The organism is Gemmiger gallinarum (assembly GCF_014982805.1).
In the GTDB taxonomy this organism is placed as follows: Bacteria; Bacillota; Clostridia; order Oscillospirales; family Ruminococcaceae; genus Gemmiger; species Gemmiger gallinarum.
Genome location: NZ_JADCKC010000001.1, coordinates 689,918 through 716,244 on the forward strand (window position 1 = coordinate 689,918; position 26,327 = coordinate 716,244).

At 59.9% G+C, this 26,327-nt stretch carries 21 protein-coding genes, 2 tRNA genes and 2 riboswitches; of the genes, 7 read left to right on the forward strand and 16 right to left on the reverse strand.

From position 1 onward, the window contains the following. Positions 1 to 33 precede the first annotated feature (33 nt). On the forward strand, positions 34 to 1,467 hold the full coding sequence (gene purB / locus INF35_RS03305) for an adenylosuccinate lyase (RefSeq protein ID WP_193500099.1): 1,434 nt from the start codon (positions 34 to 36) through the stop codon (positions 1,465 to 1,467). A 216-nt stretch (positions 1,468 to 1,683) separates the two neighbouring features. Then, positions 1,684 to 2,271: a hypothetical protein gene (locus INF35_RS03310; protein WP_193500100.1), complete on the forward strand. Its 588-nt coding sequence runs from the start codon at positions 1,684 to 1,686 to the stop codon at positions 2,269 to 2,271. Between the two features lie 83 nt (positions 2,272 to 2,354). Here the strand turns inward: INF35_RS03310 and INF35_RS03315 are convergent, their stop codons facing one another. The 7 genes from INF35_RS03315 to INF35_RS03345 all read right to left on the reverse strand — a co-directional run bounded on the left by INF35_RS03315 (position 2,355) and on the right by INF35_RS03345 (position 8,325). After that, positions 2,355 to 2,726, reverse strand: a complete 372-nt coding sequence (locus INF35_RS03315; protein ID WP_193500101.1) for a cytochrome c-type biogenesis protein — start codon at positions 2,724 to 2,726, stop codon at positions 2,355 to 2,357. A 181-nt stretch (positions 2,727 to 2,907) separates the two neighbouring features. Continuing rightward, positions 2,908 to 3,684 carry a YfjL-like protein gene (locus INF35_RS03320; protein ID WP_193500102.1) on the reverse strand — a complete coding sequence of 259 codons (777 nt, stop codon included), beginning with the start codon at positions 3,682 to 3,684 and terminating at the stop codon, positions 2,908 to 2,910. Further along, positions 3,681 to 4,286, reverse strand: coding sequence for a zf-HC2 domain-containing protein (locus INF35_RS03325; protein WP_193500103.1), 606 nt, complete (start codon positions 4,284 to 4,286; stop codon positions 3,681 to 3,683). The genes INF35_RS03320 and INF35_RS03325 overlap by 4 nt, the downstream gene beginning before the upstream one ends. Then, entirely contained in the window at positions 4,273 to 4,779 is a 507-nt protein-coding gene (locus INF35_RS03330) for an RNA polymerase sigma factor (protein WP_193500104.1), read from the reverse strand. Before INF35_RS03330 ends, INF35_RS03325 begins: the two co-directional genes overlap by 14 nt. A 323-nt stretch (positions 4,780 to 5,102) precedes the next feature. Next, on the reverse strand, positions 5,103 to 5,513 hold the full coding sequence (locus INF35_RS03335) for a hypothetical protein (protein WP_193500105.1): 411 nt from the start codon (positions 5,511 to 5,513) through the stop codon (positions 5,103 to 5,105). A gap of 55 nt (positions 5,514 to 5,568) precedes the next feature. Beyond that, positions 5,569 to 6,903, reverse strand: coding sequence for a glucose-6-phosphate isomerase (locus INF35_RS03340; RefSeq protein WP_193500106.1), 1,335 nt, complete (start codon positions 6,901 to 6,903; stop codon positions 5,569 to 5,571). 243 nt (positions 6,904 to 7,146) lie between these two features. Further along, entirely contained in the window at positions 7,147 to 8,325 is a 1,179-nt protein-coding gene (locus INF35_RS03345) for a D-alanyl-D-alanine carboxypeptidase family protein (RefSeq protein WP_193500107.1), read from the reverse strand. A gap of 180 nt (positions 8,326 to 8,505) precedes the next feature. Here INF35_RS03345 and mtaB point away from each other — a divergent pair, with 180 nt between their 5' ends. The 3 genes from mtaB (at position 8,506) to INF35_RS03360 (ending at position 10,177) form a co-directional block, all read left to right on the forward strand. Further along, on the forward strand, positions 8,506 to 9,810 hold the full coding sequence (mtaB, locus tag INF35_RS03350) for a tRNA (N(6)-L-threonylcarbamoyladenosine(37)-C(2))-methylthiotransferase MtaB (RefSeq protein WP_193500108.1): 1,305 nt from the start codon (positions 8,506 to 8,508) through the stop codon (positions 9,808 to 9,810). Positions 9,811 to 10,021: 211 nt separating this feature from the next. Then, positions 10,022 to 10,098 (forward strand) — tRNA-Asp (locus tag INF35_RS03355). Between the two features lie 3 nt (positions 10,099 to 10,101). Next, a tRNA-Thr gene (locus INF35_RS03360) sits at positions 10,102 to 10,177 on the forward strand. Positions 10,178 to 10,487: 310 nt separating this feature from the next. Here INF35_RS03360 and INF35_RS03365 read toward each other — a convergent pair. Next, positions 10,488 to 11,549, reverse strand: coding sequence for a tetratricopeptide repeat protein (locus tag INF35_RS03365; protein WP_193500109.1), 1,062 nt, complete (start codon positions 11,547 to 11,549; stop codon positions 10,488 to 10,490). A gap of 275 nt (positions 11,550 to 11,824) precedes the next feature. Between INF35_RS03365 and coaBC the strand changes: the two genes are divergently transcribed. Then, positions 11,825 to 13,039: a bifunctional phosphopantothenoylcysteine decarboxylase/phosphopantothenate--cysteine ligase CoaBC gene (coaBC, locus tag INF35_RS03370; protein WP_193500110.1), complete on the forward strand. Its 1,215-nt coding sequence runs from the start codon at positions 11,825 to 11,827 to the stop codon at positions 13,037 to 13,039. Between the two features lie 406 nt (positions 13,040 to 13,445). On the opposite strand, the gene metK is transcribed toward coaBC, so the two are convergent. Continuing rightward, on the reverse strand, positions 13,446 to 14,603 hold the full coding sequence (gene metK / locus INF35_RS03375) for a methionine adenosyltransferase (protein WP_193500111.1): 1,158 nt from the start codon (positions 14,601 to 14,603) through the stop codon (positions 13,446 to 13,448). 98 nt (positions 14,604 to 14,701) lie between these two features. Continuing rightward, positions 14,702 to 14,800: riboswitch (SAM riboswitch) on the reverse strand. 97 nt (positions 14,801 to 14,897) lie between these two features. Further along, positions 14,898 to 15,494 (reverse strand): ECF transporter S component, encoded by a 597-nt coding sequence (locus tag INF35_RS03380; protein ID WP_193500112.1) that lies wholly within the window; start codon positions 15,492 to 15,494, stop codon positions 14,898 to 14,900. Between the two features lie 184 nt (positions 15,495 to 15,678). Then, positions 15,679 to 15,806, reverse strand: a riboswitch (FMN riboswitch). A 125-nt stretch (positions 15,807 to 15,931) separates the two neighbouring features. On the opposite strand from INF35_RS03380, the gene INF35_RS03385 reads away from it, so the two are divergent. Continuing rightward, positions 15,932 to 17,077, forward strand: coding sequence for a mechanosensitive ion channel family protein (locus INF35_RS03385; RefSeq protein ID WP_193500113.1), 1,146 nt, complete (start codon positions 15,932 to 15,934; stop codon positions 17,075 to 17,077). Positions 17,078 to 17,211: 134 nt separating this feature from the next. Here INF35_RS03385 and INF35_RS03390 read toward each other — a convergent pair whose 3' ends face one another. The 6 genes from INF35_RS03390 to INF35_RS03415 form a co-directional block, all read right to left on the reverse strand. Next, positions 17,212 to 18,669, reverse strand: a complete 1,458-nt coding sequence (locus INF35_RS03390) for a cell division protein FtsQ/DivIB (protein ID WP_193500114.1) — start codon at positions 18,667 to 18,669, stop codon at positions 17,212 to 17,214. 179 nt (positions 18,670 to 18,848) lie between these two features. Then, positions 18,849 to 19,964, reverse strand: a complete 1,116-nt coding sequence (murG, locus tag INF35_RS03395; protein ID WP_193500115.1) for an undecaprenyldiphospho-muramoylpentapeptide beta-N-acetylglucosaminyltransferase — start codon at positions 19,962 to 19,964, stop codon at positions 18,849 to 18,851. A 42-nt stretch (positions 19,965 to 20,006) separates the two neighbouring features. Then, positions 20,007 to 21,179, reverse strand: coding sequence for an FtsW/RodA/SpoVE family cell cycle protein (locus INF35_RS03400; protein WP_193500116.1), 1,173 nt, complete (start codon positions 21,177 to 21,179; stop codon positions 20,007 to 20,009). A gap of 177 nt (positions 21,180 to 21,356) precedes the next feature. Then, positions 21,357 to 22,370 carry a phospho-N-acetylmuramoyl-pentapeptide-transferase gene (gene mraY, locus INF35_RS03405; protein WP_193500117.1) on the reverse strand — a complete coding sequence of 338 codons (1,014 nt, stop codon included), beginning with the start codon at positions 22,368 to 22,370 and terminating at the stop codon, positions 21,357 to 21,359. Positions 22,371 to 22,409: 39 nt separating this feature from the next. Then, complete coding sequence (locus INF35_RS03410) at positions 22,410 to 23,768, reverse strand: UDP-N-acetylmuramoyl-tripeptide--D-alanyl-D-alanine ligase (protein WP_193500118.1); 1,359 nt, start codon at positions 23,766 to 23,768, stop codon at positions 22,410 to 22,412. A 53-nt stretch (positions 23,769 to 23,821) separates the two neighbouring features. Beyond that, on the reverse strand, positions 23,822 to 26,323 hold the full coding sequence (locus INF35_RS03415; protein ID WP_193500119.1) for a penicillin-binding transpeptidase domain-containing protein: 2,502 nt from the start codon (positions 26,321 to 26,323) through the stop codon (positions 23,822 to 23,824). Positions 26,324 to 26,327: the final 4 nt, after the last annotated feature.

Below are 26,327 nucleotides of genomic sequence, written 5' to 3' on the forward strand. Positions count from 1 at the left end.
GCCATCCCGCCACACAGAAAGAGGTTACTAGTTATGCCGCATGATCGTTATATTTCTCCCTTCTCCACCCGCTATGCCTCCGACGAGATGCAGTTTCTCTTCTCGGACGACAAAAAATTCCGCACCTGGCGCAAACTGTGGATTGCCCTGGCCAAGGCGGAGCAGCGCCAGGGCCTGGACATCACCGACGAGCAGATCGCCGAGCTGGAGGCCCACCAGGACGATGTCAACTACGAGGAGGCCGCTGCCCGGGAAAAGCTGGTCCGCCACGATGTCATGAGCCACGTCTACGCCTACGGCCTGCAGTGCCCCCATGCCAAGGGCATCATCCATCTGGGCGCCACCAGCTGCTATGTGGGCGACAACACCGATGTCATCATCATGCGCGATGCTCTGCAGCTGGTGCGCAAGAAGCTCATCGGTGTGCTGGCCAACCTGGCCTCCTTTGCCAAAGAGTACAAGGACATGCCCTGCCTGGCCTACACCCACTGCCAGCCGGCGCAGCTCACCACCGTGGGCAAGCGCGCCACCCTGTGGATGAATGAGCTGTACATGGATGTCTGCGAGATCGACCACCAGATCGCCAGCCTGGCCCTGCGGGGCGTCAAGGGCACCACCGGTACCCAGGCCAGCTTTATGGAGCTGTTCGGCGGGGATTCTGCCAAGGTCAAGGCGGTGGAGGCCGATGTCTGCGCCCAGATGGGCTTTGACAAGGTGGTCCCCGTCTGCGGCCAGACCTACAGCCGCAAGGTGGACTACAACGTGCTGTCCGCCCTGGCAGGCCTCGCCCAGAGCGCCATGAAGATGGCCACCGACATCCGCCTGTTGGCCAACTTCAAGGAGATGGAAGAACCCTTTGAGAAGAACCAGATCGGTTCCTCCGCCATGCCCTATAAGCGCAACCCCATGCGCTGCGAGCGCATCTGCGCCCTGGCCCGCTACCTGATGGTGGACGTGCTGAATCCCGCCATCACCGCCGGCACCCAGTGGTTTGAGCGTACCCTGGACGACAGCGCCAACAAGCGCATCGCCATGGCCGAGGGCTTTTTGGCCGCCGACGCCATCCTGAACATCCTGCTCAACGTCTCCGACGGTCTGGTGGTCTACCCCAAGGTGGTCCGCAGCCGCGTTATGGCGGAACTACCTTTCATGGCCAGCGAGAACATCATGATGAAGGCCGTCAAGAAGGGCGGCGACCGTCAGGAACTGCACGAGCGTCTGCGTGAGCACGCTGTGGCCGCTGCCGCCGTGGTCAAGCAGGAGGGCAAGCCCAACGACATGATCGCCCGTGTGGAGGCTGACCCCGCTTTCGGTCTGACCCGTGAGGAGATCGAGGCGGAGCTCTCCCCCGAGGCCTTCACCGGCCGCGCTCCCGAACAGGTGGAGGAATACCTGCGCGATGTGATCCAGCCCCTGCTGGATGCCAACCCCGAGGATGTGGGCCAGAAGGCGGAGCTGAGCGTCTGATTTTTCCCATCCTTTTGCCGTGCGGCTTTCCTGAATCTGAAAAAAGCTGCGCGGAGCATCTCACAACACTTTAAGCGGCGCATCGCTGCGGCCGCCCCTGCCGGCCGGTATCTGCCGTCGGCATGCGGGCGCCCGGCGATGCGCCTTTTTGAAGTTTTTTCGCGGCCGTACAACTTGTATTCTGTCCCGTATCCTGACGTATCGGAGGGTTTCATCATGCTGCAAAGACGTTCTTCTTCCCTTGCCACCATGCTGGGCATCGTTGTGCTGGTGGCCGTGGTGCTGTTTCTGCTCATGCATCCCGGCCGCGCACCGGTCCAGCCGGCCGACTTCGCCGCCCTGTCTGCGGACGCCTCCTGCAGTGCTGTGACTTCCTCCACCGGGGACGGCTTTACCTTGACGGTGGATCTGGATGACCCGGATTACAGCGCGGGACAAACGGTCTACCAGGGCAGCTACGGCACCATTGTGCTGGAAGCCGTGACCAACGTGAGCGATACCGGCTGTACCCTGCAGTTTGCAGCCAGCGGCGGAATGGATGCCGACGGCAAAGCCTGCCTGGTATCCGGTGCCGTTCCGGAGGAAGACGGCAGCCTGCGGACAGCGGAGGTGAGCGTATCCCCCGCCGGGTACACCGCCGCCATCGGGCAGGATGCGGGGTTTACCTCCTCCGGCAATACCTTTGCCATTGTGGTGACCGGGACGGATGAGGCCGGGGGCTTGGCCACACCGGAAACTTCCTCCCGGCAGGTGACCCTGACGTTGCGCAGTCTGCCGCAGATCACCTTTACCCAAAAAGGCTGAATCCGGCAGGCGCGTCCGCCTTTTCCGCCTCGGCATACAAAAAAGCTCCCCGTGTTCACTGTGTGAATCACGGGGAGGTTTTTTCATTTTTCGGTTTTCTGCGGCGGGGCGGTTTTCCTGCGTCTGTATGCCAGGAATTCCAGGATGCCTCCGGCGAATACCAGGACCAGAAAAACGCCGGTCCAGAGGAGCCAGAGATTGTCCTGCCCCGGCGCGTACTCCCAGTGGAAGAGGCAGCCCGCCGCGAATCCCAGGAGATACCCGGCCGCTGTAAAAGCAGGAAGAAGCTTTGCCCCAAAAAGGATACCGGACAGGGCGATGACCACCGCCCCCACAGCAAACAGATCCAGCGGCCACTCCTTCATGCCGTGGAGAAAGAGCAGCGGAAAGCGTACAGCGAGAAAGGCCCCCGCCAATACCGCCAGCGAGACCAGACCGGACAGTCGTTTGTTCATCCCGATTCCCTCCCCTATCTTGTACAGCAGATCTTTTCTGTATCTACAGTGTAGCACGGGATGGCTCCGGGAAGCAAGCGGACCGCCTTATGTTTTCACGCAGCAAGGGCAGCTTTCCGGATGAGGAGCTGCCCTTGCGTGTTTTTACCATTGGATCCGGTGAGCCCTGCCGCAGCCGGATTCAGACGGCGGGAATGCTGTCGGCTGCCACCGTGCCGGATTCCGCCAGACGGTCCAGACCTTCCTCATAGCTGGGGGCAGTGGCGTCGGTAAGGGTAAGGCTGTAGTAGGCAAAGTCGTAGCCTGCGCCGGTCAGCACCCGCTTGAGGTCGGCCAGCACGGTGTCCACGTCCGCCTGGGTGGGGGTAGTGGGCCAGACTCCCATAATACTCAGTTTGGTGGGGATCTTTTGCAGCAGGGATTTGTCAAAGGGCGCATCCAGAGGCAAAAGGTCGGCATATTCCTGGGGCATCACGCTGCTGTCCTCGGTATATCCCAGCTGGATATCGCAGCTGCGCTGTTCTGCGCCGTAAGTCCCCGTAAACTGATACTGGGGCAGCTCTTTTTGCAGAATTTTCTCCACAGCGGCGGCAGCTTCCTCCCCCATGCGGTATGCGGTGTTCCAGCGGCGCTCCACCATCTGTTCGTGGCGGGACAGCCCCTCCATGCCGCCCTCATCGCTGGTGAAAAGCCAGAATTTGGTGGTCACGTCAAAGCGGGTATCCTGGCTCTGCTCCGACTGCACCCAGGTGCAGTAGGTCCAGAAAGAGCCGCTGTCCTCCCTTTCCACCGTAAAGGTCTGGCCGGGATAGAGCTTCTCGGCGTAAGCGATGGCGCGGGAGTTGGCCCAGGCGCGGCTGACGGGGTCGCCGTAGATGGCGTCCGCCGCCAGAAGCATGGCAAGAATCAGCAGCACGGCCACGATTCCGGCCGCAATGCGTTTGGTATATGTTTTCATTGTTTCTTCCCCTTTCCTTTCACAGCGTAGCGCAGCAGCGACGCGGTCAATGCGCCCACCAGGCAGATGACCGCCAGCAGTGAGGCAGGCATCCAGACGCCCTGAAAATAGCTGAACAGTGCGCTGGCCGGTGTGGTGTAGTCCATCATGGTAAACAGGCTGGGCAGGCTCTGGATGGGCACAATGGCCGCTGCCAGAATGGGCACCAGCTTCCAGATGCCGTCGTCAAACCAGCGGGCAATGCCGCAGGTCAGCGGGAAGATGACAAAGACCAGGCCAATGGCGCGGCCGCTGCCCATGATGGCCATGCCCAGCAGCAGGCCCACCACGATCACCAGAAGGAGCCACAGCGAGACCCGGGCCTTGACCTTGTGCAGCACGGCGCTGTCATCGGGCAGGGCGGCGGGGGCGGGGCTTTGTGTGCCCAGCGCCTCCCAAAGTGTGCGGCAGTCCTCGCACTGGGCCAGGTGCGCCTTGACCATGGCTTCACTCTCGGGTCCGGCGACGCCGTCGCGCACCAGCGGCATCAGGTCCTGTATCACGCCGCAGGGCAGCGCTTGCGGGGTCTGCGGTGCGGTGTTTTCTACTTTATTTGGATTCATCCCAATATCCCTCCTTTTGCAGGGTGGCTTTCAGCCAGGTTCGGGTGCGGTGTTCAATGACGCGGGCACTGTTCTCACTGATGCCCAGCCGGGCGGCAATCTCGGCGTAGGTATAGCCCTCCGCCCGCATGTACAGTACCCGGCTGCTGCGCTCATCTTTTTGGGTCAGCAGGTCACGTACACGGCGCAGCGTCTCCCGGGCGTCACTGTCGGCGGCAAAACGGTCCTCCAGATACCAGTCCAGCAGATCGTCCAGATCCAGCGCCGGGCGGCGTTTACGCAGACTTTCCAGCCAGACGTTGCGCGCTATGCCGAACAGCCAGGTCTTTGCCGCACAGTCGCCCCGGAAAAAGGGCAGCCTCTTCAGCGCCCGGAGAAAAGTCTCGCTGAGGAGGTCCTCCGCCTCCGATGTGCTGTGCGTCAGAGAGCACAGATACCGGTAGACATCCTGCCGGTAAGCCAGATACAGCTGTTCGATACTCGATTGTGCCATGCTTCCCCCCTTTCCGGGCCCTGTCCCCCTTTGTGCGGCGGACGGTGCCCTGTGAACTTCGGCGCCTTTCCGTGTCAGGCTGCCGGTGCGGCCGCGGCCCGGCAGCCTTCGCTGCGGAAGGCGTTCACCCATATGTGCGGCCCAGGGGTTGAATATTACAGGCCCCTGAAAAAAGTTTGTCGCTCTCTGCAGTCGGGGCGGTCGGGCAGACAAAAAGCGGGCGGAGAGCCTTGGCTCCCCGCCCGCTTGCATCAGTTATGGATGAGAATCTGATTTCCTGTGCCGGTTCCCGACCGCGTCACAGGAGGTATCCGGTCCTGCGATCAGGCGTTCAGATACTTCTTGATGCCTTCCGGCAGAGCTTCCTCGGTGGAGGAAACGGTGATGACGACCTCGACGGAGTCGCGGGTGATGGCGTCGATCTTATCCAGAACGGCGGTGGCAACATCCATGTCGTGGTCAACAATGCGCAGGATACCGTCAATGAACAGCTCGGTAATATCGTAGTTGCCGGCCAGAACGCCTGCGACAAAACCATACAGCATGTCGCCGCCCTGAATGCGGTATTCATCCACGTCCAGCAGACGAGCCTTGTGGTTGATGCTCGTGGTCAGCTTCATCGACTTTTCAATCACGACGATGTTGCCGGAAGTGGTCTGGGTGGCGTCATTGATCATATCGATCATGGTCTTGGTCTTGCCGGCGCCCTTGGGGCCAACGATCAGCTTAATCATAGGGGGTACCTCCTTCAAATTTACAGAGCCCGCCCGTCCGCGGCGGACATGGACTTTATCCGTTCAGCTTGGCCTCGAGCTCCGCCTTGCGATCCTCGTAGCCGGGTTTGCCCAGCAGGGCAAACATGTTCTTCTTGTAGCTTTCCACGCCGGGCTGGTCAAACGGGTTGACCGACAGCAGATACCCGGACACGGCGCAGGCCTTCCAGAAGAAGTAGATCAGGTAACCGACATCGTAAGCGCTCAGGCTGTCGACCTCAATGACGCCGAGAGGCACGCCGCCGTCGGTGTGGGCAAGAATGGTGCCCTCCATCGCCTTGCGGTTGACCACGCTCATGTTCTGATTGGCAAGGAAGTTCAGGCCGTCAAAGTTGCCTTCCAGCTCCTCAATATAGAAGTCCTCACGGGTGTTCTTGATATCCACGTAGGTCTCGAACATGGTACGGCTGCCATCCTGCAGGAACTGACCCATGGAGTGCAGGTCGGTGGAGAAAATGCAGGAAGTGGGCATCAGGCCCTTCTGGTCCTTGCCCTCGCTCTCGCCGAAGAGCTGCTTATACCACTCGTTCATCATGGCGAAGTCCGGCTCAAAGCAGGCCAGCGTCTCCACCAGCTTACCCTTGCGGTACAGGATGTTGCGGGTCATGGCATAGCGGTAAGCGTCGTTGTCGGGGCTGCAGACGCCGTAGGCATCGCAGGCATCGGCAGCGCCCTGCATGAGAGCGTCGATGTCAATGCCGGCGCAGGCGATGGGCAACAGGCCCACAGCGGTCAGCACCGAGTAGCGGCCGCCCACGTCGTCAGGAACGACGAAGGTGGGCCAGCCCTGGGCATCGGCCAGCTGCTTGAGGGTACCTTTGCTGCGGTCGGTGGTGGCGTAAATGCGCTTGTTGGCTTCCTCGGGTCCGACGGAGTCCTCCAGCAGCTTGCGCAGCACGCGGAACGCCAGAGCCGTCTCGGTGGTGGTGCCGGACTTGGAAATGACGTTGATGGAGAAGCGCTTGCCCTTGGTGATGCGGATGATGTCGTTGAGGTAGGTGGGCGAGATGGTATTTCCGCAGAAATAGATCTTGACGCCGTCCTCGATATCGTTATGATATACGCCCTTGCAGGCCTCAACCACAGCGCGTGCACCCAGATAGGAGCCGCCGATACCGGCAACCAGCAGCACGTCGGAATCGGAACGGATCTTTTCCGCCGCCTGCTTGATGCGGGCGAACTCTTCCTTGTCATAGGTGTGGGGCAGATCCATCCAGCCCAGGAAATCATTGCCGGGGCCGCTGTGATCGTTAAGCTGACGGTGGGCCAGTTCTACCTGAGGATAGATTGCGTCGTATTCTTCAGGACGGATAAATTTTGCCAGATGTTTGCCATTGAATTTGACACTCACTGTACAATCCTCCTTTATCTTTTGTAACTTCAATGATACCGTTTTGACACTTCATTGTCAAGCGAAATACGGCCGCTTTTCAACCGTTTTGCACAAAAAAATCACCGTCATCCCGGCACAAGTGATATAAAAAGGCAAGTCTTTCCAGGGATTGGCGCAGCATCGAGAAATCGTCCCGTTTTCTTTTCCGGTGCCCGTTTTTCCCGCCTTCTCAGCTTCCCGCCTTCTCAGCTTCCCGCCGGCTCACGGCTCGCCCGTAAGCAGCAAGGCATCGATAAGCCGTTCAAAGCAGAGTCCAAAGCTCAGCGCCGCCACGTCGCCTGCCGCAGTGACGGGGTAGGTCTCCAGCGTCTCCCCCGCCTGCAGAATGCTTACGCTGCCAACCTGCTGTCCCGCTGTGACCGGTGCTTCCAGTTCCTGGGGCAGGTCCAGACGAACCTCCAGAGCGGTGTCGTCCCCTTTCTTCATGAGATAGCGGCCCGGAGCTTCATAACTGAGGGCAACGCTTTCCTCGGCGCCGCGGGTCACAGGCAGCGTCTGGGGCGCATCCTCCGGCAGAGCGGCCTCGGCATTTTCATAGTTGGCAAAGCCGTAATCCAGCAGCGTGCGGGCCGCGTCAAACCGGTCTTTGCTGCTGGGCGAGCCCAAGATCACCGCAATCAGCCGCAGGCCGTTTCGCTCGGCGCTGGCGGAGATACAGACCCCGGCCCCGCCGGTGGTGCCGGTCTTGAGGCCGGTGATGCCATCATAGCTGTGCAGCAGTTTGTTGGTGTTGACCAGCTGAGTGGAGCCGTCCCGCAGATAGTCCATCCAGACGGTGCAGTAGTCCGAGATCTCGGTATGATTGAGGAGCATCTCCCGGCTCATGATCGCCACGTCCCGGGCTGTGGACAGATGCCCCGTCTCGTCCAGACCGCAGGCGTTCTTGAACTGGGTGTTGGTCATGCCCAGGCGGGCGGCCTCGGCGTTCATCTGCTCCACAAAGGCCGTCTCGCTGCCGCCGATGTACTCCGCCACGGCCACGGCCGCATCGTTGGCGCTGGAAATGCAGATGGCCTTGAGCATGTCGTTAAGGGTCATCTGCTCCCCCGGTTCCAGCCAGATCTGGCTGCCGCCCATACCGTAAGCGTGCTCCGACACGGGGACCATATCCTCCAGCGTGACCCGGCCTTCCTCCAGCGCCCGGAAGGTCAAAAGCAGCGTCATCACCTTGGTGATGGATGCGATGGGGCGCTGCTCGTCGGCGTTTTTCTCATACAGCACCGTGCCGGAATCCTCATCGATAAGGATCGCCGCCTGACAGGGCAGGTCAAAATCTGCCTGTGTGGCAGGCTGAACCTCCAGTGCTGCGGTGCGCAGCGCGGCGGCAGGCGTGAGCGCAAACGCCGCCAGCAGAACCAATGCCAAGAACCGTTTTTTCATATCGGGCCGCCTCCCTGACCGTTGTCGTCAATCTCGCCGCACAGAGAGCATGGCCCCGGCGGCACTTATCCAAACCTATGCGCGGGGCCGTCCAAATATGGCACCTTGCCCCGCTTGTGCTTTGGGCCCGGTTCCGATATAATATGTGCAATATCGTGATAAGAGAGGATGTACCCGCGCATGCGCGTCAGTTTTTATACCCTGGGATGCAAAGTGAATCAGAATGAATCCGGTGCCATGGCACAGCTGTTTGAGGCAAACGGCTACACTGTGGTCCCCGCCGGTGAGGAAGCCGATGTCTACATCGTCAACAGCTGTACCGTGACCAATTTCGGCGATCAGAAGAGCCGCAAATGGCTGCGCCGCGCCAAACGGGAAAATCCCGGCGCCGTGACGGTGCTCACCGGCTGCTACCCCCAGGCCTTTCCCAAGGAGGCCGCTGAAATCGCCGAGGCCGACGTGGTGACAGGGTCCGGTTCCCGCCGGGTCCTGCCCGAGCTGGTCCGCAAGGTGCTGGACGGCGAGGAGGAGCGCATTGTGGACATTCGCCCCCACCAGAAGGGCGAGCAGTTTGAGGAACTGCCCATCGAGCGCTTTGCCGAGCACACCCGGGCCTTTGTCAAGGTGGAGGACGGCTGCAACCGCCGCTGTGCCTACTGTGTGATTCCCCGGGCCAGGGGGCCGGTGCGCAGCCGCAGTGAGGAGAGCATTTTGCAGGAGCTGCGGCATCTGGCCGATGCCGGTTATCGTGAGGTGGTGCTGTCGGGAATCAGCCTGCCCAGCTACGGCCAAGATACGGGCACCGGCCTTGCCGAGCTGCTGGAACATGCTTCCCGGGTGGAGGGCATTGAGCGCATCCGTCTGGGCAGCCTGGACCCGGATATGCTGTCCGACTCAGACATTGCTCGCATGGCGGCCCTGCCCAAACTCTGCCCCCAATTCCACCTGAGCCTGCAGAGCGGCAGCTCCCGGACGCTGCGGGCCATGCGCCGCCCCTACACCGCCGAGCAGTACGCCGAGGTCGCCGCCAAGCTGCGCGCCGCCTTCGGGGAGGAGAACACCAGCCTGACCACCGATGTCATCGTGGGCTTTCCCGGGGAGACGGAGGAGGACTTTCTGGACAGCATGGCCTTTGTGCAGGCTCAGCGCTTTTTGAAGGTGCATGTCTTTCCCTACTCCCGCCGGGCCGGAACCCCTGCCTTTGATTTCCCGGGACAGGTCCCCGAGCACGAGAAGGAGGCCCGCAGCCGCCGCATGACGCAGGCTGTGGAGCAGGTCCGCGCCGAAGTCGCCGCCGCCATGGCCGGACACCGGGCCAGCGTGCTGCTGGAAACGCCCCTGTCTGCCAACACCTTTACCGGATACACCAGACAATATCTGCCTGTGGTGGTCTGCGCCCCGGGGCATGTGTCCGGGGATATCGTGGAGGTCGTCCTGGGTGAATGGGACGGTCAGCGCTGCCATGCCGCCCCTGCCGAGGGCTGACGGCGGGATTTTCGCCGCCGTGCTCTTTTCCGCAAAACTTTTTTGGTGCCCGGCTCGTCTTGATTGAACGAATCGTCGTTACTTTTTATCTGCTTTCAAACTTTTTTGAAAAAAATCGAAAAAAGTTTGAAAAAAGGGGTTGACTTTTTACCCCTTCGCGGATATAATAATCAACGTTGCAGCTGCTACGGCGGTTGCGAAGCTGGGAAATGGCCCGGTAGTTCAGTTGGTTAGAACGCTAGCCTGTCACGCTAGAGGTCGTCAGTTCGAGCCTGATTCGGGTCGCCATTTGCTGTTATAGCTCAGTCGGTAGAGCGCATCCTTGGTAAGGATGAGGTCGGCAGTTCGAATCTGCCTAACAGCTCCAGCGCAAACCCGCAAAACAACGTTAAGGCGTTTGTTTTGCGGGTTTTTTATTTTACTTTTTCATGGACGATTGTTGCGTATTTTTCGGAATTTCGCTGCAAATCACCGCATAAGCCAACAAAATCATATAGGGCATCTTCCTGCCATTGGGACACAGCAAGAAGGCGGCGGGCCGCCCCGGTTTGGGGTACCCGCCGCCTTGCTGTCCTTCCGGTTAAGAAAAAGCACAGCCCGAACAGTTTGCTCGCAAGTTTCTTTTATGTTCCGGTCCTGCCCGGCAGATCCTGCTCCTGAAAAGATGGTTCCGGCGCTTATGACTCCATAGAATACAGCACATTGCCCTCTGCATCATAGCCGGTGTTTTTTACAATGTCGCCATCATATTCCGTAATGATATAATTGATCAGTTCTCCGTCCGGACCTGTGGTATCGGTCCGGATGATTCGGCCCTGCTCATCAAAAGCATAGTCAACACGGTATTCCAGATTTCCATCTGCCGAATATTTCTCCAAGGAAGATGCCTGTTCCGAGTCCTCCTCCCATCCATACAGCAAATAGCTCATCAGCTGGCCATCCTGTGTATAGGTATCGCTGCGAACCTTATGCCCTGCCTCATCGTACGTATACTCATTCACCGTTGCTATGGTGCCGTCCATTGGATAGCTTGCTTGTCTTACCAGATTGCCGGATTCGTCATAACTTCGCTCCTCGCGAATCAAGGAACCGGTAGACCCCACAAAACTGTATTGCTGCGTTTCCCGTCCCTGTTCATCGTAAAGAATGTCCACATGTCCCAATTCGGTGCCTGCCCCATCGTAATGCGTCACACCGCTGCTTCTGCCCTGTTCATCATATGTCAGAATGTGATACCAGCTCAACGCGCCGGTATCGTCAAATCCGCTTCTTTTGCGCAGCCTGCCTTCTCCATCGGTCACGTTGCCGCTTTCCAGCTCATCCATCTTCGCCTGGATTTCCGAATTTCCTCCGGTGAGTTCCAGTCCCTGACGCAGGGTCTCCAGCGCCGCGTCAAAATCCCCCTGACGGATATACACATCCGCCAGACGCAGCCACAGGTCGGCTTCCTGATATCCCAGTTCCCCGGCTTTCTCATAGTCTGCCAAAGCGGCGGCCAGATTTTCAGCTGTTTCACCAGCTGCAAGATAAGCCTCTCCTCGACCGACATAGGATTCCAAACGGTTGGGATCGATCTGGATGGCCTCCGTAAACGCCAAAACGGCCTGTTCGTAGTTTTGTTCATTGAGATATCGCCTGCCCAGGTCATATTGCTCCTGCCAGCTGTCTGCCGTGCTGCATCCAACCAGCATTGCCAGGCACAACACCAAAGCAAGAATGCGATAAGGCATATATTTCATACCTTTTCTCCTTTCAGATCTTTGCCTTTATTCTAAAACAGATACCCATTCCTTTCAATAAATTTTCCTTTTCTTTTCTGCCGGCCTGTCCGGCACCGGTCTGATCTTGCCCATTTCCGCACTTGACGACAGCGCGTCCGTCATACTATTATGATAAAGATATCCGGCCGCTGAAAGCGGCATATGCGATGGAAACTAGCGCTGCTTTGCGGATTCATGAAGCATCCTGTGTAAACGGATGCAGTAACTCTATTTTATAAAAGGATGTGTGCCGTATGTCGGATGCTTCTTTGAAAGGGAAAACTGTTGTTCTGGGCGTCACCGGCGGCATTGCCGCATACAAGATTCCCAATGTTGCCCACGCCCTGGCCAAGCTGGGTGCCGACGTTCATGTGCTGATGACCAAAAATGCCACTGAGTTCATTGCCCCTCTGGTGTTTGAGACACTGACCAACAATCGCTGCATTGTGGATACCTTTGACCGCAACTTTCAGTACGATGTGGCCCATGTGTCGCTGGCCAACAAGGCAGACCTGATGCTCATTGCCCCGGCCACCGCCAACGTCATTGCCAAGATGGCCCACGGCCTGGCCGACGACATGCTGACCACCGTCACGCTGGCCGCCACCTGCCCCAAGCTGGTTGCCCCGGCCATGAACACTCACATGCTGGAAAACCCCATCACCCAGGATAACCTGAAAACCCTGGAGCGTTACGGATTCACCGTGATCCCCTCCGGTTCGGGGCTGCTGGCCTGCGGAGATACCGGCTCCGGCCGTTTGCCGGAGGAGAGCGTTCTGGTGGACTATGTGGTGCGTGAGCTGGTCTGTCCCAAGGACATGGCCGGCATGAAGGTGGTCGTCTCGGCAGGCGCCACCTGCGAGCCCATGGACCCGGTGCGCTACATCACCAACCATTCCACCGGCAAGATGGGCTGCGCCGTGGCCCGGGCCTGCATGCTGCGGGGCGCCGACGTTACTTTGCTGTGCGCCCGGGACGCAGGGCTGAGGGTGCCTTTTGTCCGCAATGTCCCCTTTGTGACGGCCAAAGATCTGTTTGAAGCTGTCAAGGAAAACGTAATGGATGCGGACGCTCTTGTCATGGCGGCAGCGGTGGCCGACTACCGCCCCGCTGTTGTGGCGGAGGACAAGGTCAAGAAGGCGGATGGTGCCCTCTCTCTTGCGCTGGAGCGCACCGACGATATCCTGGCCTGGGCAGGTGCCAACAAGCCGGAGAACCTCTATCTCTGCGGCTTCTCCATGGAGACGCGGGACCTCATTGAAAACTCCACCGCCAAGCTGCACAAGAAAAACCTTGACCTCATTGTGGCCAACAACCTCAAGGTACCTGGCGCGGGCTTCGGTGTGGACACCAATGTGGTGACGCTGATCTCGGCCGACGGTGCAGAGTCCCTGCCCCTGCAGAGCAAGGACGCCGTGGCCATGCGCATTGCCGACGAGATCGTGAAGCACCGCAAGGCCAAGCAATAAAACACCTGCCTCTGCCCTGCCACACAATAACAAAGATACCCCGCTTTCCGGGCAGAATCATTCTGCGGAAACCGGGGCATTTTTTTGTGTTGTCTGCACTATGGGCAAAGGCTGCTGTGTCAGGTCAGCATCAGGAACATCCAAAGAAGGGCGGACAGGGGCATTCAAGACGCTTTCCATCCGGTAATCCTGCTGCGCGGCTGTCCAGGTTCGTCCTCCGCAAAGAATGCGGCAAGGACGGCAAAGAGAGCGCTGCAAACGCCTTCATGGGTTTCTCCCTCTGCTGCGGGGCAGGTGAAACTCCTTCCCAGTCGGTTTTATCCTATTTTTCTGCACACAACAATACAAAAGCCACCCGTCTGCGGGAGAACAGCTTCTCCGCAAACGGGTGGTTTGTTATCGGGATTTACTTGCTCAGCTCGGCAACTGCGGCTTTCAGCGCGTCAACGCGGTCGGTATTCTCCCACTTGACGCCCAGGTCCTCGCGGCCCATATGGCCGTAGGCAGCCAGAGGGCGGTAGATGGGCTTGCGCAGGTCGAGGTCGCGGATGATAGCGGCCGGGCAGAGGTCAAACACCTGCTTGACCGCCTGCTCAATGACAGCATTGTCCACCGTGCCGGTGCCGAAGGTATCCACCATGATGGAGACCGGCTGTGCCACGCCGATGGCGTAGGCCAGCTCCACCTCGCAGCGTTTGGCAAGACCTGCAGCAACCACGTTCTTGGCCACCCAGCGAGCCGCGTAAGCGGCGGAGCGGTCCACCTTGGACGGGTCCTTGCCGGAGAAGGCACCGCCGCCATGGCGCGCCATACCGCCGTAAGTGTCCACAATGATCTTGCGGCCGGTCAGACCGGTATCGCCCTGGGGTCCGCCCACCACAAAACGACCGGTGGGGTTGATGTAGTAGCGGGTGTTCTTATCCAGCAGTTCCGCCGGGATGGTGGCGCGGATGACCTGCTCGGTGATATCGGCACGCAGCTGGTCCATGGTGATCTCGGGGCTGTGCTGGCTGGAAATGACCACGGCGTCCACCCGCACCGGGCGGCCGTCCTCATATTCCACCGTGACCTGGCTCTTTCCGTCGGGACGCAGGTAGGGCAGCGTGCCGTTCTTGCGGACCTCGGTCAAGCGCTTGGCCAGCTTGTGGGCCAGGCTGATGGGCAGGGGCATCAGTTCGGGGGTCTCGTCGCAGGCGTAACCGAACATCATGCCCTGGTCGCCGGCACCGGCAACGTCGTCGTTGGTACCCAGCGCAATATCGGGGCTCTGGCCGTCGATGTTGGTGATGACGCCGCAGGTATCGGCATCAAAGCCGTACTTGGCGCGGTCATAGCCGATGTCCCGGATGACCTGGCGGGCAATGGTCTGGATATCCACATAGCAGGTGGTGGTGATCTCACCCATGATGTGGACCAGGCCGGTGGAGCAGACCGTCTCGCAGGCAACGCGGGCGCCGGGGTCCTGCTCCAGGATCGCATCGAGGACGGCATCGGAGATCTGGTCGCAGATCTTGTCGGGATGGCCCTCGGTAACGGACTCGGATGTGAACAAGAATTTGGACATGTTTGTATAAACCTCCCGTCAAATTGGTCAGAAAGGCAACCGCCGGGATCTGGTGGTAAAAACAAAGGGCGCACAGCCCAACAGAGCTGTGCGCCCAGGGCTTATCTTTCGGTTCCCCGCAGGAATTGGCACCTTACGCTCTCGCGCAGGTTGTCGGGCTTCACAGGGCCTGTTCCCTCAGCCGCTCTTGATAAGTTGCTATTCTGATGTCTGGAGGAAATCATACCATTTTACTGCGTGGATGTCAACCTTCCATTTTGATACATTTCGACTTTTTTGTACAAACAGCCGTTTTTATTTCTTGCCGTGCAGGATGGGCGACAGGGGCTTGTAGATCAAAAAGCACACCACCGAGGACAGCAGCCCTTTGACCAGAGTGAACGGCAGGTTGAACAGGATCAGGCAGCTGAGCAGGCTGGTGACGTTGGGGTTGATCTCCTGATAGGCTGCAATGATGGCGTCCATGCCGCCGAAGGCTGCCGCATATACCGGATAGCTGAAGAAGAAGTTCACCGGCACACTGAACACCGCCATGGCCACCGAGCCGATGAGAGAAGCGATGATGGCCGTCTTGCGGGTCTTGTTGTGCTTGTAGATCAGGCCCGCCACGCCCACGAACATGGCGCCCATGGCAAAGTTGCAGACCTCGCCGATGCCCAGCGTGGAGCCGTGGAAAATAGCAGCCAGAACGTTCTTGACCAGGCAGACCACAATGCCGTACACAGGGCCCAGGCTGAAGGACGCCAGCAGCGCCGGCAGTTCGGACAGGTCCATCTTGACAAAGGACGGAATGAGCATGGGGATGGGGAAATCCAGCATCATCAGGATGCAGCCCACAGCGGACAGCATGGCGGTGACGGCGAGGGGACGAATCTTACTGTTGGTTTGCATAACATTACCTCCCGGCCGGAAGCGCAAAACAGACAACCGGCCATTTCAAAATTTTTTTGAAAGCCGGCAACAAGTTTGAACCGGGAGGTTTGTCGGGTCCCACCCACCGTCTGCAAAACAAAACGCCCTGTCGGGTGTGCAAGGGTACACACCGACAGGGCGGAAATGCAGGCATAGCAAACAGCTTCCGTTTCTTCCATCCGGACTTTAACCGTCGGCCCCGGAATTTCACCGGATCAGCGCCTGCCAATACGGCAGACGGTCGCGGGCTTTACCGCCGGTAGGGAATTTCACCCCGCCCTGAAACAGACTTTCTGTCCCATATTATAGCAGATGTTTTGAAAAATGCAACCATCCATGCTACAATATCGGTAGCCCGTGCTTTGCGGTCTGACCGGCGCGGGTGCTCACCCTTATAACTGAAAGGCTATTTTCTTATGAACGAAATGATCGAAACCAAAACCGAAGTCCTGTCCTGGCTGGCCGGTTTCGGTGAATATGCTCCCCTGCTGCGGATTTTGCTGGCCGTTATTCTGATTTTTGTAGGCTTGTTCGGCGCACGGCTGTTCCGCTGGATCTTCCACCAACTGCGGGACAAGCTGGCCTCCAAACTGCCGGAATGGCTGCAGATTCTCTTTGACGGCTGTACCGAGCCCGCCATTCTGTTTGTGCGCTGCCTTTTGTGGTACTTTGCCTTCCTGATTTTTCCCTGGGCTTTTGACGCTGCCTCGCCGGTGTGGAAAACTGCCGGAACCGTCATGGCCATTGCGTCGGTCTGCCTGTTGACACAGGGCCTGTGGAACTCGGCCGGCCTCTGCCGTCTGCTGCTGCGCAGCGCTCAGAACCGCCTGGACCTGGAAACCAACAAGACCATGAACAGCTTCTTTGAGAAGATCTATCGGGCACTGGTGCTGCTGTTCGGCGGCATCCAGGTGCTGAACCTTCTGGGCTGTGAGGTCAACACCCTCATCACCGGCGCCGGCATCGCCGGACTGGCTGTCTCTCTGGGCGCACAATCCACCCTGTCCAATCTCATCGCCGGAGCCTCCATGGTCATTGAGCGCCCCTTCGGTATCGGGGATTATATCACCCTGGGCAGCTTTGAGGGCACTGTGGAGGACATTTCCTTCCGCTCCACCCGCATCCGCACTCTGGACAACAGCGTCATCACCGTGGAGAATTCCAAGGTCAGCGCCGAGTACATCTGCAACGCCACCACCCGCCAGAATCGTCTGCTGAGCATGACGGTGGGCGTGACCTACGGGACTTCCAGAGAACACCTGGAAACCCTGTGCGACGACCTGCGGGCCATGCTCAAAAAAGACCCTCAGGTCCTGCCCGAGTCCGTTTATGTGATGCTGTCCAACTTCGGCGCCTCCAGCATCGACATTGAGATCCGCTGCTACGTGACCGCTCTGGGCGGCGATGAGTTCCGCGTGCTGAAAAGCCGTCTGAACTGGCAGATCATGGTCATCATGGAAAAGGACGGCTGCGACTTTGCCTTCCCCTCCACCAGCGTCTATCTGGAAACACCGGTGTCCGTCTCCTCCCCTGCCGCCCCCGACGACGGCAAAACCGAGTAAGCACTGCGCTACATGGCTGCCGGGCCGGCATTTCCGCCCCCATCCGGCAGCGCCCCTGTCAAAGATACAGCCCCCGCCTCCGGGAACCTTCCGGAAGCGGGGGCTGTTCTGTTTCTTTTCTGAGGCGGGGCATTTCAGGCATTCCCTGTGTCGCCGCCGTCGTTGGAGGCGGAAGAGGCATCCCCGCCGTCATCCCCCGCTGTGTCGCCGGAGTCTCCGGTTTCCCCTCCGTCGCCGGAATTTGTATCGGTTTCCGGTGTGGGAGTCGGGGTTGGGGTGGGATCGGCAGGCAGGAAATATGCCACAATGTCGCCGTCACTGCGCTGATAAGAGACATCCAATGTGCCGTGGTCGGTGGGGGTAAGGCCCTTGCCGTCCACGTCCAGAATGACGTTGGCGGCCATGCGCATCTTGTAATCCAGGTTGTTGGACGTGCCCAGCAGCACCGAGACGCGCCCCTCATAAAGGAAGTTGATCTCATCCTGGTCCCGCAGGGAAATCATGGTGACGCCGTCCAGAAGCTGCTGTTCCTCCATCTTGTCAACGATGGCAAACAGCGTGTCGTTGACTTCGTAGGGGTCCTCCTCTTCCGTTGTGTCGGACGCATCGGAGGAGGCCTCCTCCCCGTCCAGAGGTTCCGTCTCATCTTCAAGAGCCGTCTCTGCGGTTTCCGGCGTAGCGGCAGGCAGAGATTCTCCATCTGAGAGCATCAGGTAAGTTCCTGCCGTCAGGGCCCCGTTCTGCTGCACTGCGGCATCCAGAAGGATCAGGCCGTCCGGCTGGGTGTCGGCGGTGCGCAGCACCTTGAGGCCGTCGCTGAGCACCAGCCATCCGCCTGTCGCCTCCATGGCAAAACGCTCGGTGGCAGGCTGGACCTTGATGACCACTGTGCCGGGCAGCTGGATGTCGACCTCCACCACGTCCAGATAGGGCAGCTGTGTCTGCAGCTGCTGAGACTTTTCCTTTGTGGAGAATCCAAAGAGGTTGTCCCCTGTCTGGACGCCCAGCAGGTCGATGATCTGCTGCTCGGTATAAATGCCGGTGTTGGCCGGGGTGGTGCGGTCAGTGTTTTCCACCCGGAAGCCGGTCACCTTGAACAGCAGATTGACAGACAGCACCACACCCACTGTCAGTACCGCCAGCAGGCACAGCACACCCACAATCTTGCGGCGGCGGCGGATGCGCATTTTCTCCACCTGAGTCACCCGGCGGGGCGGACGGGCTGTGCCCTGCCGGTATCCCGGCGCCTGGGGATTGGCGGGCTGGCTGCGGTAGCGCCTGCGCCCGGCGTTGGCCGCCGGTCTTTGGGGCGTACGGAGAGGCTGCTGGCTGCGGGTTTGCTGCCCTGTCTGCCGCGGCGGTGTCTGCTGGGAGGGCTGCCGGTTTTTCCGGCGGAGATCCCCTGCGGCTTTTCCGCTGCGGGGCGGCTGCTGCGGTGCTGTGCCGCGCTTTTCCAGCCCTACTCTGCTGCTCAGACCCTTTTTGGGCGGCACCGCCTGCCGCGGGCGCTGGGGCGGGTTCTGTCTGGGTCGGGAGGACGCGTGGGATGCCGCGCCGGACTTTTGCCTGCGGCTTTGTACGTCGCGGTCCATGCCTCCACCTCTCTTTCTGTAAGTTCCAAAAGAAAACGAAACCGCCAAACCCTGCCGCAAAAGCGGCCGCTGCCGTCTTGGGGCGATTTGGCGTTACTGCAGCCGGAAAGGCCCCAGGCTTCGTTTTGTATTGTCGGGACGGGCCTGCTGTCCCCCTTTTATGCGGATCGTCCCCTGTCTCAGGCGCAGAGCTTTTTGAGCGCCGCCCAGATCAGGTCCAGACTGTCGGGACGACCCAGCGTCTTGGCATTGCGCCCCATCTCGGCCAGGCGGCCGGGCTCGGACATCAGCTTTTTGACTGTCTCAATAAGCTTGTCGCCGGTGAGGTCTTTTTCCTCAATGACCACCGCAGCTCCGGCATGCTGCAGTTCCATGGCATTGTAATACTGGTGGTTTTCCGCCACATTGGGGCTGGGTACCAGCACCGCCGCGCGGCCCATGACCTCCAGTTCAGCCAGCGTCAGCGCACCCGACCGGGAGATGACCAGATCCGCCGCGGCCAGCAGCTCGGGCATGTTGTCGATATACTCCCGGACCACCAGGTTCTTGCCGGGGGCAAAGCCTTTTTCCTTGCCCAGGTTGCGGAACAGCTCGACACCGCGGCTGCCGGTGGCATGAAGGTGCAGGATCTTCTGCTGTGTCTTCTGCTCCCAGGCGCAGAGATCGGCCACCACCTCATTGATGCGGCGTGCTCCCAAGCTGCCGCCAAAGCTCAGGATGACCGTCTTGTCCCCGGCATCCAGTTTGGCGCGGGCAGCGGCCCGGTCCTGCTCAAACAGTTCGGGGCGTACCGGGTTGCCCACTACAATGGTCTTGCCGGGAGCGCCCAGCTTCTCCACCGCAGCCTCGCTGGCCGCCATGACCAGATCGACCTCCTTGGCAAGCAGCTTGTTGGTCACGCCCGGGAAGGCATTCTGCTCATGGATGGCGGTATGAATGCCCTTGCGGGCCGCCGCGCGCACAATGGGTCCGCTGACGTAGCCGCCGCAGCCGATGACCAGATCGGGTTTGACCTCCCGCAGAATCGCCGCGCAGCGGGGCCCGCTGATGGCCAGGTGCCACACCGCCACCAGGTTGCGGCCGATGTTTTTGGGAGTCAGCTTGCGCTGAAAGCCGTTGATCTCAATGTGATGGAAGGGATAGCCCGCCTTGGTGACCAGGCCGTACTCCATTCCCTCCCGGCGGCCGGCAAAATGAATCTCCGCCGCAGGATCTCCTTTTCGGATGGCACCGGCAATCGCCAGCGCAGGATTGATGTGCCCGGCAGTACCGCCGGCTGCAATCAGCACACGCATACATAGCCTCCCGTTAACATCAGACTGTCAAAACAGATAAATTCAGATGGAATGGGCCGCGCCGCCCCGCCGATAAACGCTGCGGGTACCGTGCTCCAGCTTTTTGGCAAAGGCCTCCAGCTTGCGGCGTCGGCGCTCCTCAATGCGGGCATTGCCTACCCGGGAAATACTGAGCATGACCCCCATCTCACCCAGCAGCATCAAAAGGCTGGTGCCGCCCGATGAGAAAAAGGGCAGGCTGATACCGGTATTGGGGATGGTGTTGGTGACAACGCCGATGTTGCAGAACACCTGCCAGGCGATCTGGCCCATGATGCCCACCCCCAGCATGCTGCCGAACAGGTCCGGGGAGCGCATGGCAATGAGAATGCCCTGAATGATGAGGGCCGCGAACAGCAGAATACAGACCAGCGCCCCGATAAAGCCCAGTTCCTCACACAGGACGGGGAAAATAAAGTCGTTGGTGACCTCGGGCAGCCACTGATGCTTCTGGCGGCTGTTGCCGATGCCCAGACCGAACAAACCGCCCGATGCAATGGCATAGATGCTCTGCTCGGTCTGGTCGGTCATGGTGGAGGTATCGCTGGAAAAAAGGGTCCAGCCGTCCAGACGGGTCTGGACATAGTTGTCCTGACTGGTCAGCATATACACCACGCCGATGACGCCCACACTGAGAACCGGCAGCATCCACTTGAGACCACATCCGCCGCAGATCAGCATGGTGAAATAGATCATGAGGATCAGGATGATGGCCGAATAGTGGGGCTGGCGGAAAATGAGGAACAGGGTGGGGATCAGCGGCAGAGTGGGCAGGATGATGCCGTAAAGCAGCGAGCCTTTCTGCTGCTGGTGAGCATCCACAAAGGCAGCGGTGCCCAGAATGGTAGAGAACTTGGCCAGCTCGGAGGGCTGAAAGGTAACGCCCGCGATCTCCACCCAGCGATAACATTTTGCGCTGAGGTTGGTGGGGTTATTGCTGAACAGTGCCGCTGCCAGCAGCAGCAGGGTGAAGAAATACAGATACCAGGTCAGGTGACGCAGGGCGCGGTAGTCGGTGAAAGAGATACCGAACATGATTGCCACGCCGGCCACAGCAAAGCCGAGCTGCTGCCGGATCTGGCTGAAACTGTCTCCGCTTTCCTGATAGGAAACCGAGTAACTGGCCGAGAACAGCACCACCAGCCCGTAGGCGATGATGACAAGAAGTGTTACCACGAAATACCATGAAAGCGGCCCGCGGTCTTTTTTGCGCAGAGGAAGATCCTTGCACATCAGAAACGCGGGTCGGAAAAGTACTTTAAGGAGTGTCGAAATATCCAAGGGGAATGCCTATTTCCTTTCCGTCCGGCCCCGGGCGGGCCGGACCCGGCGGGGCGGCGTTTTGCCCCGTGCTCAGGTCAGGTAAATGTACAGAACGCCCAGCAGCGCCCCCATGAGGGCAATAAGGCTGAAGAAGGCGTCGATGCGTGCCTCGCGCCAGCCGCGCATCTCAAAGGCATGGTGGATGGGCGTCATGCGGAAGATGCGCTTGCCGTGGGTCAGCTTGAAATAGACCCGCTGGATGACCACCGTCATGGCGTCCCAGATATAGACGATACCAAAAAAGAGTACCAGTTCGGGACGGCACATCACAAAGGCCAGGGCCGTGACGATGCCGCCCAGGAACATGCTGCCGGTATCGCCCATGAACACCTTGGCCGGATAGAAGTTCCACACCAGGAAGCCCGCGCAGGCCCCCGCCGTGGCGGTGGCCAGGATAGACACATGGTAGAAGCCCAGCAGGCTGGCGCCCACCAGATACCCCAGCATGGACACAAAGGTAACGCAGGAGTCCAGACCGTCCAGGCCGTCGGTGAGGTTGACGGCATTGACCAAAAAGATGATACCAAAAAAGGCAATGGGATAGTAGAGCAGCCCCAGATCAAAGGCCCCGCCTCCCGGCAGGGTGATGACAGTGGTGAGCAGCCCCAGCGCGTTGAGCCCGAACAGAAACCCGCCGGTAACGGCAAACTGCATGACCAGTTTCTGCCATGCCACAAGGCCCAGGTTGCGGTGGCGCACCACCTTGACAAAGTCGTCCAAAAATCCGATGAAGCCGGACCCCAGGGCAAGGAACATGACCAGCAGCACTGCCTGAATCTGCTGTGCCCCCACCAGTTCCGGCGCATAGCGGCGGAATCCCACCAGCACCAGAAGCAGTGCAGCCACAATGCCAAGAATGAAGCACAGGCCGCCCATGGTGGGTGTGCCCTGCTTTTTATTGTGCCAGGTCGGTCCGCTCTCGCGGATGGTCTGGCCGAAGTGCAGCCGGTGCAGGGCGGGAATCACCACGCAGCCGGACAGCGCCGTGATGGAAAACGCAGCGATCGCCGCAGCGACCAGCATCCAGGAGACCATCATCCCCATGAAAGAACTCCCCCAAATCTCTATCAGTTTGGCTGACAATCACGCCAGCGTCTTGTAAAACTGTTCCAGCACCTGGTCCAGCTTCATGGCATGGCTGGCTTTTGCCAGCAATGCATCGCCCGCGTGTACATTTTGCCTTACATATCCTACCACTTCTTGTTCGGTTTCGCAATGCAAAGTTGTTACACCTTTCCCGGCGGCAGCCTGTGCCATGGCGGCGCTCCGCGGGCCGTAGGCGATGAGCAGATCGACGCCTGCCTCGGCAGCCCACTCGCCCACCTGGCGGTGTGCTTCCTCGCTGACGCTGCCCAGCTCCAGCATATCCCCCAGCAGGGCAATGTGGCGGTCTGCCTCCTGGCTTTCCAGCACGCCCAGGGCCGCACGCATGCTGTCGGGGCTGGCATTGTAGCAGTCCTCGATGATGGTGATGCCCGCCTTGCGGACAATGTTCTGCCGCATGCCGGTGGTCTGGTAATTGCTCAGGGCCGCCGCACACCGGGCGGGGTCCAGCCCCAGCCGGGTGGCCGCCCCATAGGCCGCCAGCGCATCGCTGACCGTGTGCAGCCCCACTGTGGGGATATGCACCGGGAACTCGCCGTACTCCCTGTCGGACAAAAGGAAATCCGTGCCGCTGTCCCCTGCCGTGATGTTGAGCGCCCGCACGTCGGCGTCGGAGCTGTCGATGCCGAACCACACCGGGCGCAGACGGCCGGGAAGCTTGGCCTTGGGCAGCATGTCGTCGTCAGCGTTGAGCACCAGCGGCGCGCCGTCGGGCAGGCCATAGCAGATTTCAAGCTTTGCTTTCAGTATATTCTCGCGGCTGCCCAGATTTTCCAGATGGGACACTCCGATGCGGGTGATGATGCCCGCAGCCGGCCGGGCCGCGCGGGTCAGCCGCTCGATCTCGCCCAGGTTGCTCATGCCCATCTCCACCACCGCATACTCGGTGGCATCGTCCAGGCGGAACAGCGTGTTGGGCAGACCGATCTCGTTGTTCTGGTTGCCCTCGGTCTTGAGCGTATTGCCGAAAGCGGACAGCACCGCGTAGCAGAATTCCTTGGTGGTGGTCTTGCCCACGCTGCCCGTCACGCCGATCATCAAAGGGCTGAACAGCATCCGGTAATTGGACGCCATGCGCACCATGGCATGATGACTGGACGGCACAATGACGGTGCGGTCCTCCGGGACGCCCTCCACCGGATGGTTGGCAATGATGTAGGAGGCTCCCGCACGGTAAGCTGCGGCTGCATAATCGTGGCCGTCCACCCGCTCTCCCGGAAAGCAGACGAAAACACATCCCGGCACCACCTTGCGGCTGTCGGTCACAACCTCGGTGATGGGGTCCGGTTCCGCCAGCGCAAGGCCGGCCAGCAGTTGATTGGCATGGATGGGTTTCATCTTGCATCTCTCCTTTTCATTCCCGCAATGGTTTGTCACGGTTGTGTCAGGGCTTATTCGCCGCCGTCTGTCGCGGTATCATCCGAGGAAGCGGCTGGGTCCGCCGTATCCCCGGAAGTGGTATCCGAATCGCTGCCCGTACCGTCGGCAGCAGGCTCTGCAGTATCTGCCGCCGAGGCAGTCTCGATGGTGACAACGGTGCCCATGGCAACGCTGGTGCCCTCGGCTACGCTCTGGGAGGTGACCAGGGCGTTCTCGTCGCCGTTGATCTGGGCATTGATGCCCGCAGCACTGAGCATCTGCGCTGCAAAGCTGCCGCTCTTGCCCACCACATTGGGCACATTGACCATGGTGTCGGTAGTGCTTTGGGTGTAGAGGTAGACGGTAGACCCCACCGGGACCACCGTGCCTGCCGCCGGATACTGGTGCACCACGGTGCCGGTGCCTTCCACCAGCTTGTGGGCAAGGCCCTTCTTGTTCATCTCCACCTGGGCGCTGACCCAGGAGTTGTTCCGGCTGACCACATCCGGCACCACCACGGTGGCGCTGGTGTCGTACTCGGGGTCGCGCTCCAGGCCCAGGTAGGGGGCAACCTCGCTGATGATGTTGCCCACCACAGGGGCAACGATCTGGCTGGCATAGTCGTTGGACCAGCGGGGGTCGTCCATCATGACGAAGACCTCGATCTCGGGGTCGTCGATGGGCAGAACCGCCGTAAAACTGATCTGCTTGTAGTAGTCGCCGTCCTCACGTTCGTCACGGCCCAGGTTTTCCGAGGTGCCCGACTTGCCGCCGATACGGTAGCCAGCCACATAGGCATTGCGGCCGCTGCTGGTGTCTGCCCCCTTGCCCACGACCTGTTCCATCATGGCGCGGACCTCGGCGCTGACTTCCTCCGAAATGACCTGGCGGCGGATGGTGGTGTCCACACTGGTGACCACATTGCCGCTCTGGTCGGTGATGGTATCCACCACATGGGGGGTGACCAGGTAGCCGCCGTTGACCACCGCAGCCACGGCGGTCGCCATCTGCAGCGGCGTGCAGGTCTGTGCCTGACCGAAGGAGCTGGAATCCAGGTTGGCCTCGGTCTTGGCCAGTTCTTCCTCATCGTGGTAGATCATCCAGCGGGTCTCGTTGGGCAGGTCCACGCCGGTGCGCTCGGTGAAGCCGAAGGCATTGTAGTAGTCGTAGAACACCTGCGGTCCCAGCGTCAGACCCACCTGGATAAAGTAGATGTTGCAGCTGTTGTTCAGAGCAGTGGCCATATCCTGCCAGCCGTGGGCGTCGTTGTTGGCGCAGTGGTAGGTATGCTCGTACAGCGCACTGCCCGCATTGATGGTCCAGCCCTCCTTACTGCAGTAGAACTGCTGGCTGGTATCCATCAGGCCGGAGTCCAGCGCTGCCGAGGCGGTGACCAGCTTGAAGACCGAACCGGGATAATACAGCTCGGTGATGGTCTTGTTCTTCCACTGAGCTTCCCGCATCAGGCCCTGCAGGTCGGAGTACTCGTCGTCCGAGATCTGGCCGTCCTCAATGATGCTTTGCAGCTTTGTGGTGCTGCCCAGGCGGCTGACCAGCGTGTCGATCTGCTCGGCCGTCAGAGTGCCGCTGTCCAGGATGGACTGCATCTCGCTGTCGTAGATGGTGTAGGGATCGTTGGGGTCGAACTGATTCATGGAGGCCATGGCCAGAATCTCGCCGGTGTTGACGTTCATGACAATGGCGCAGGCACGGCTCTTGACATTGTAGTCAACAATCGCCTGCTGCAAGTATTCCTCAACAATCGACTGGATATTATCATCGATGCAGAGATTCAGGTTCAATCCGTCGATGGGAGCATGATATTCCGACTCCGAGTCGGTCAGGTCGATGCCGCCCGCGCTCTGCAGCGACACACTGCGTCCCGGCGTGCCGGCCAGAATGTCGTTGTAGTAGTTTTCCAGGCCGTAGGTGCCGTTGCCTGAGCTGTCGGTAAAGCCCAGCACCGACGACAGAAATGCCCCGTAGGGATACTCCCGGGTGGAAGACTGTTCGGTGTAGAGGTAGAGCACCGTTTTCTCTGCCTGCTCGTTCAGGTCGCTGGCATACTGGAGAATGGCCTCGGCAGTGGGCATGTCCATGCCCCGGACAAGGACGCGGTACTTTTTATCGCTCATGGATAGATTGCTGGCCACGCTCTCCGCTGTGACTGCCCCGCCCGACAGCTCAGCGATTTTCTCGCCGGCCTGGGTGATATAGTCGGCACTGCAGCGGGAGGGATCGGCGATGATGTTCCAGACCACGCTGCTCTTGGCCAGCAGCTTGCCGGTGGAGCTGTAGATGGAGCCGCGGGTGGCCGGGATGGTGGTGTCGGAAAGCTGCTGCTCGGTGGCATCCACGCGGTAAGTCTCATAGTCCCGGATCTGCAGCACATAGAGCTGATAAACCAGCAGCCCGAAGCCGAAAATGAGAAAGGCGGCAACCAGGATCAGCGTGCGGATGCGCATGGCGTTGGAGGTGCCGAAGTTTTCGGACCCGGGCTTTTGAGAGTGATCGTTCGGATGATTGTTTGCCATGGTT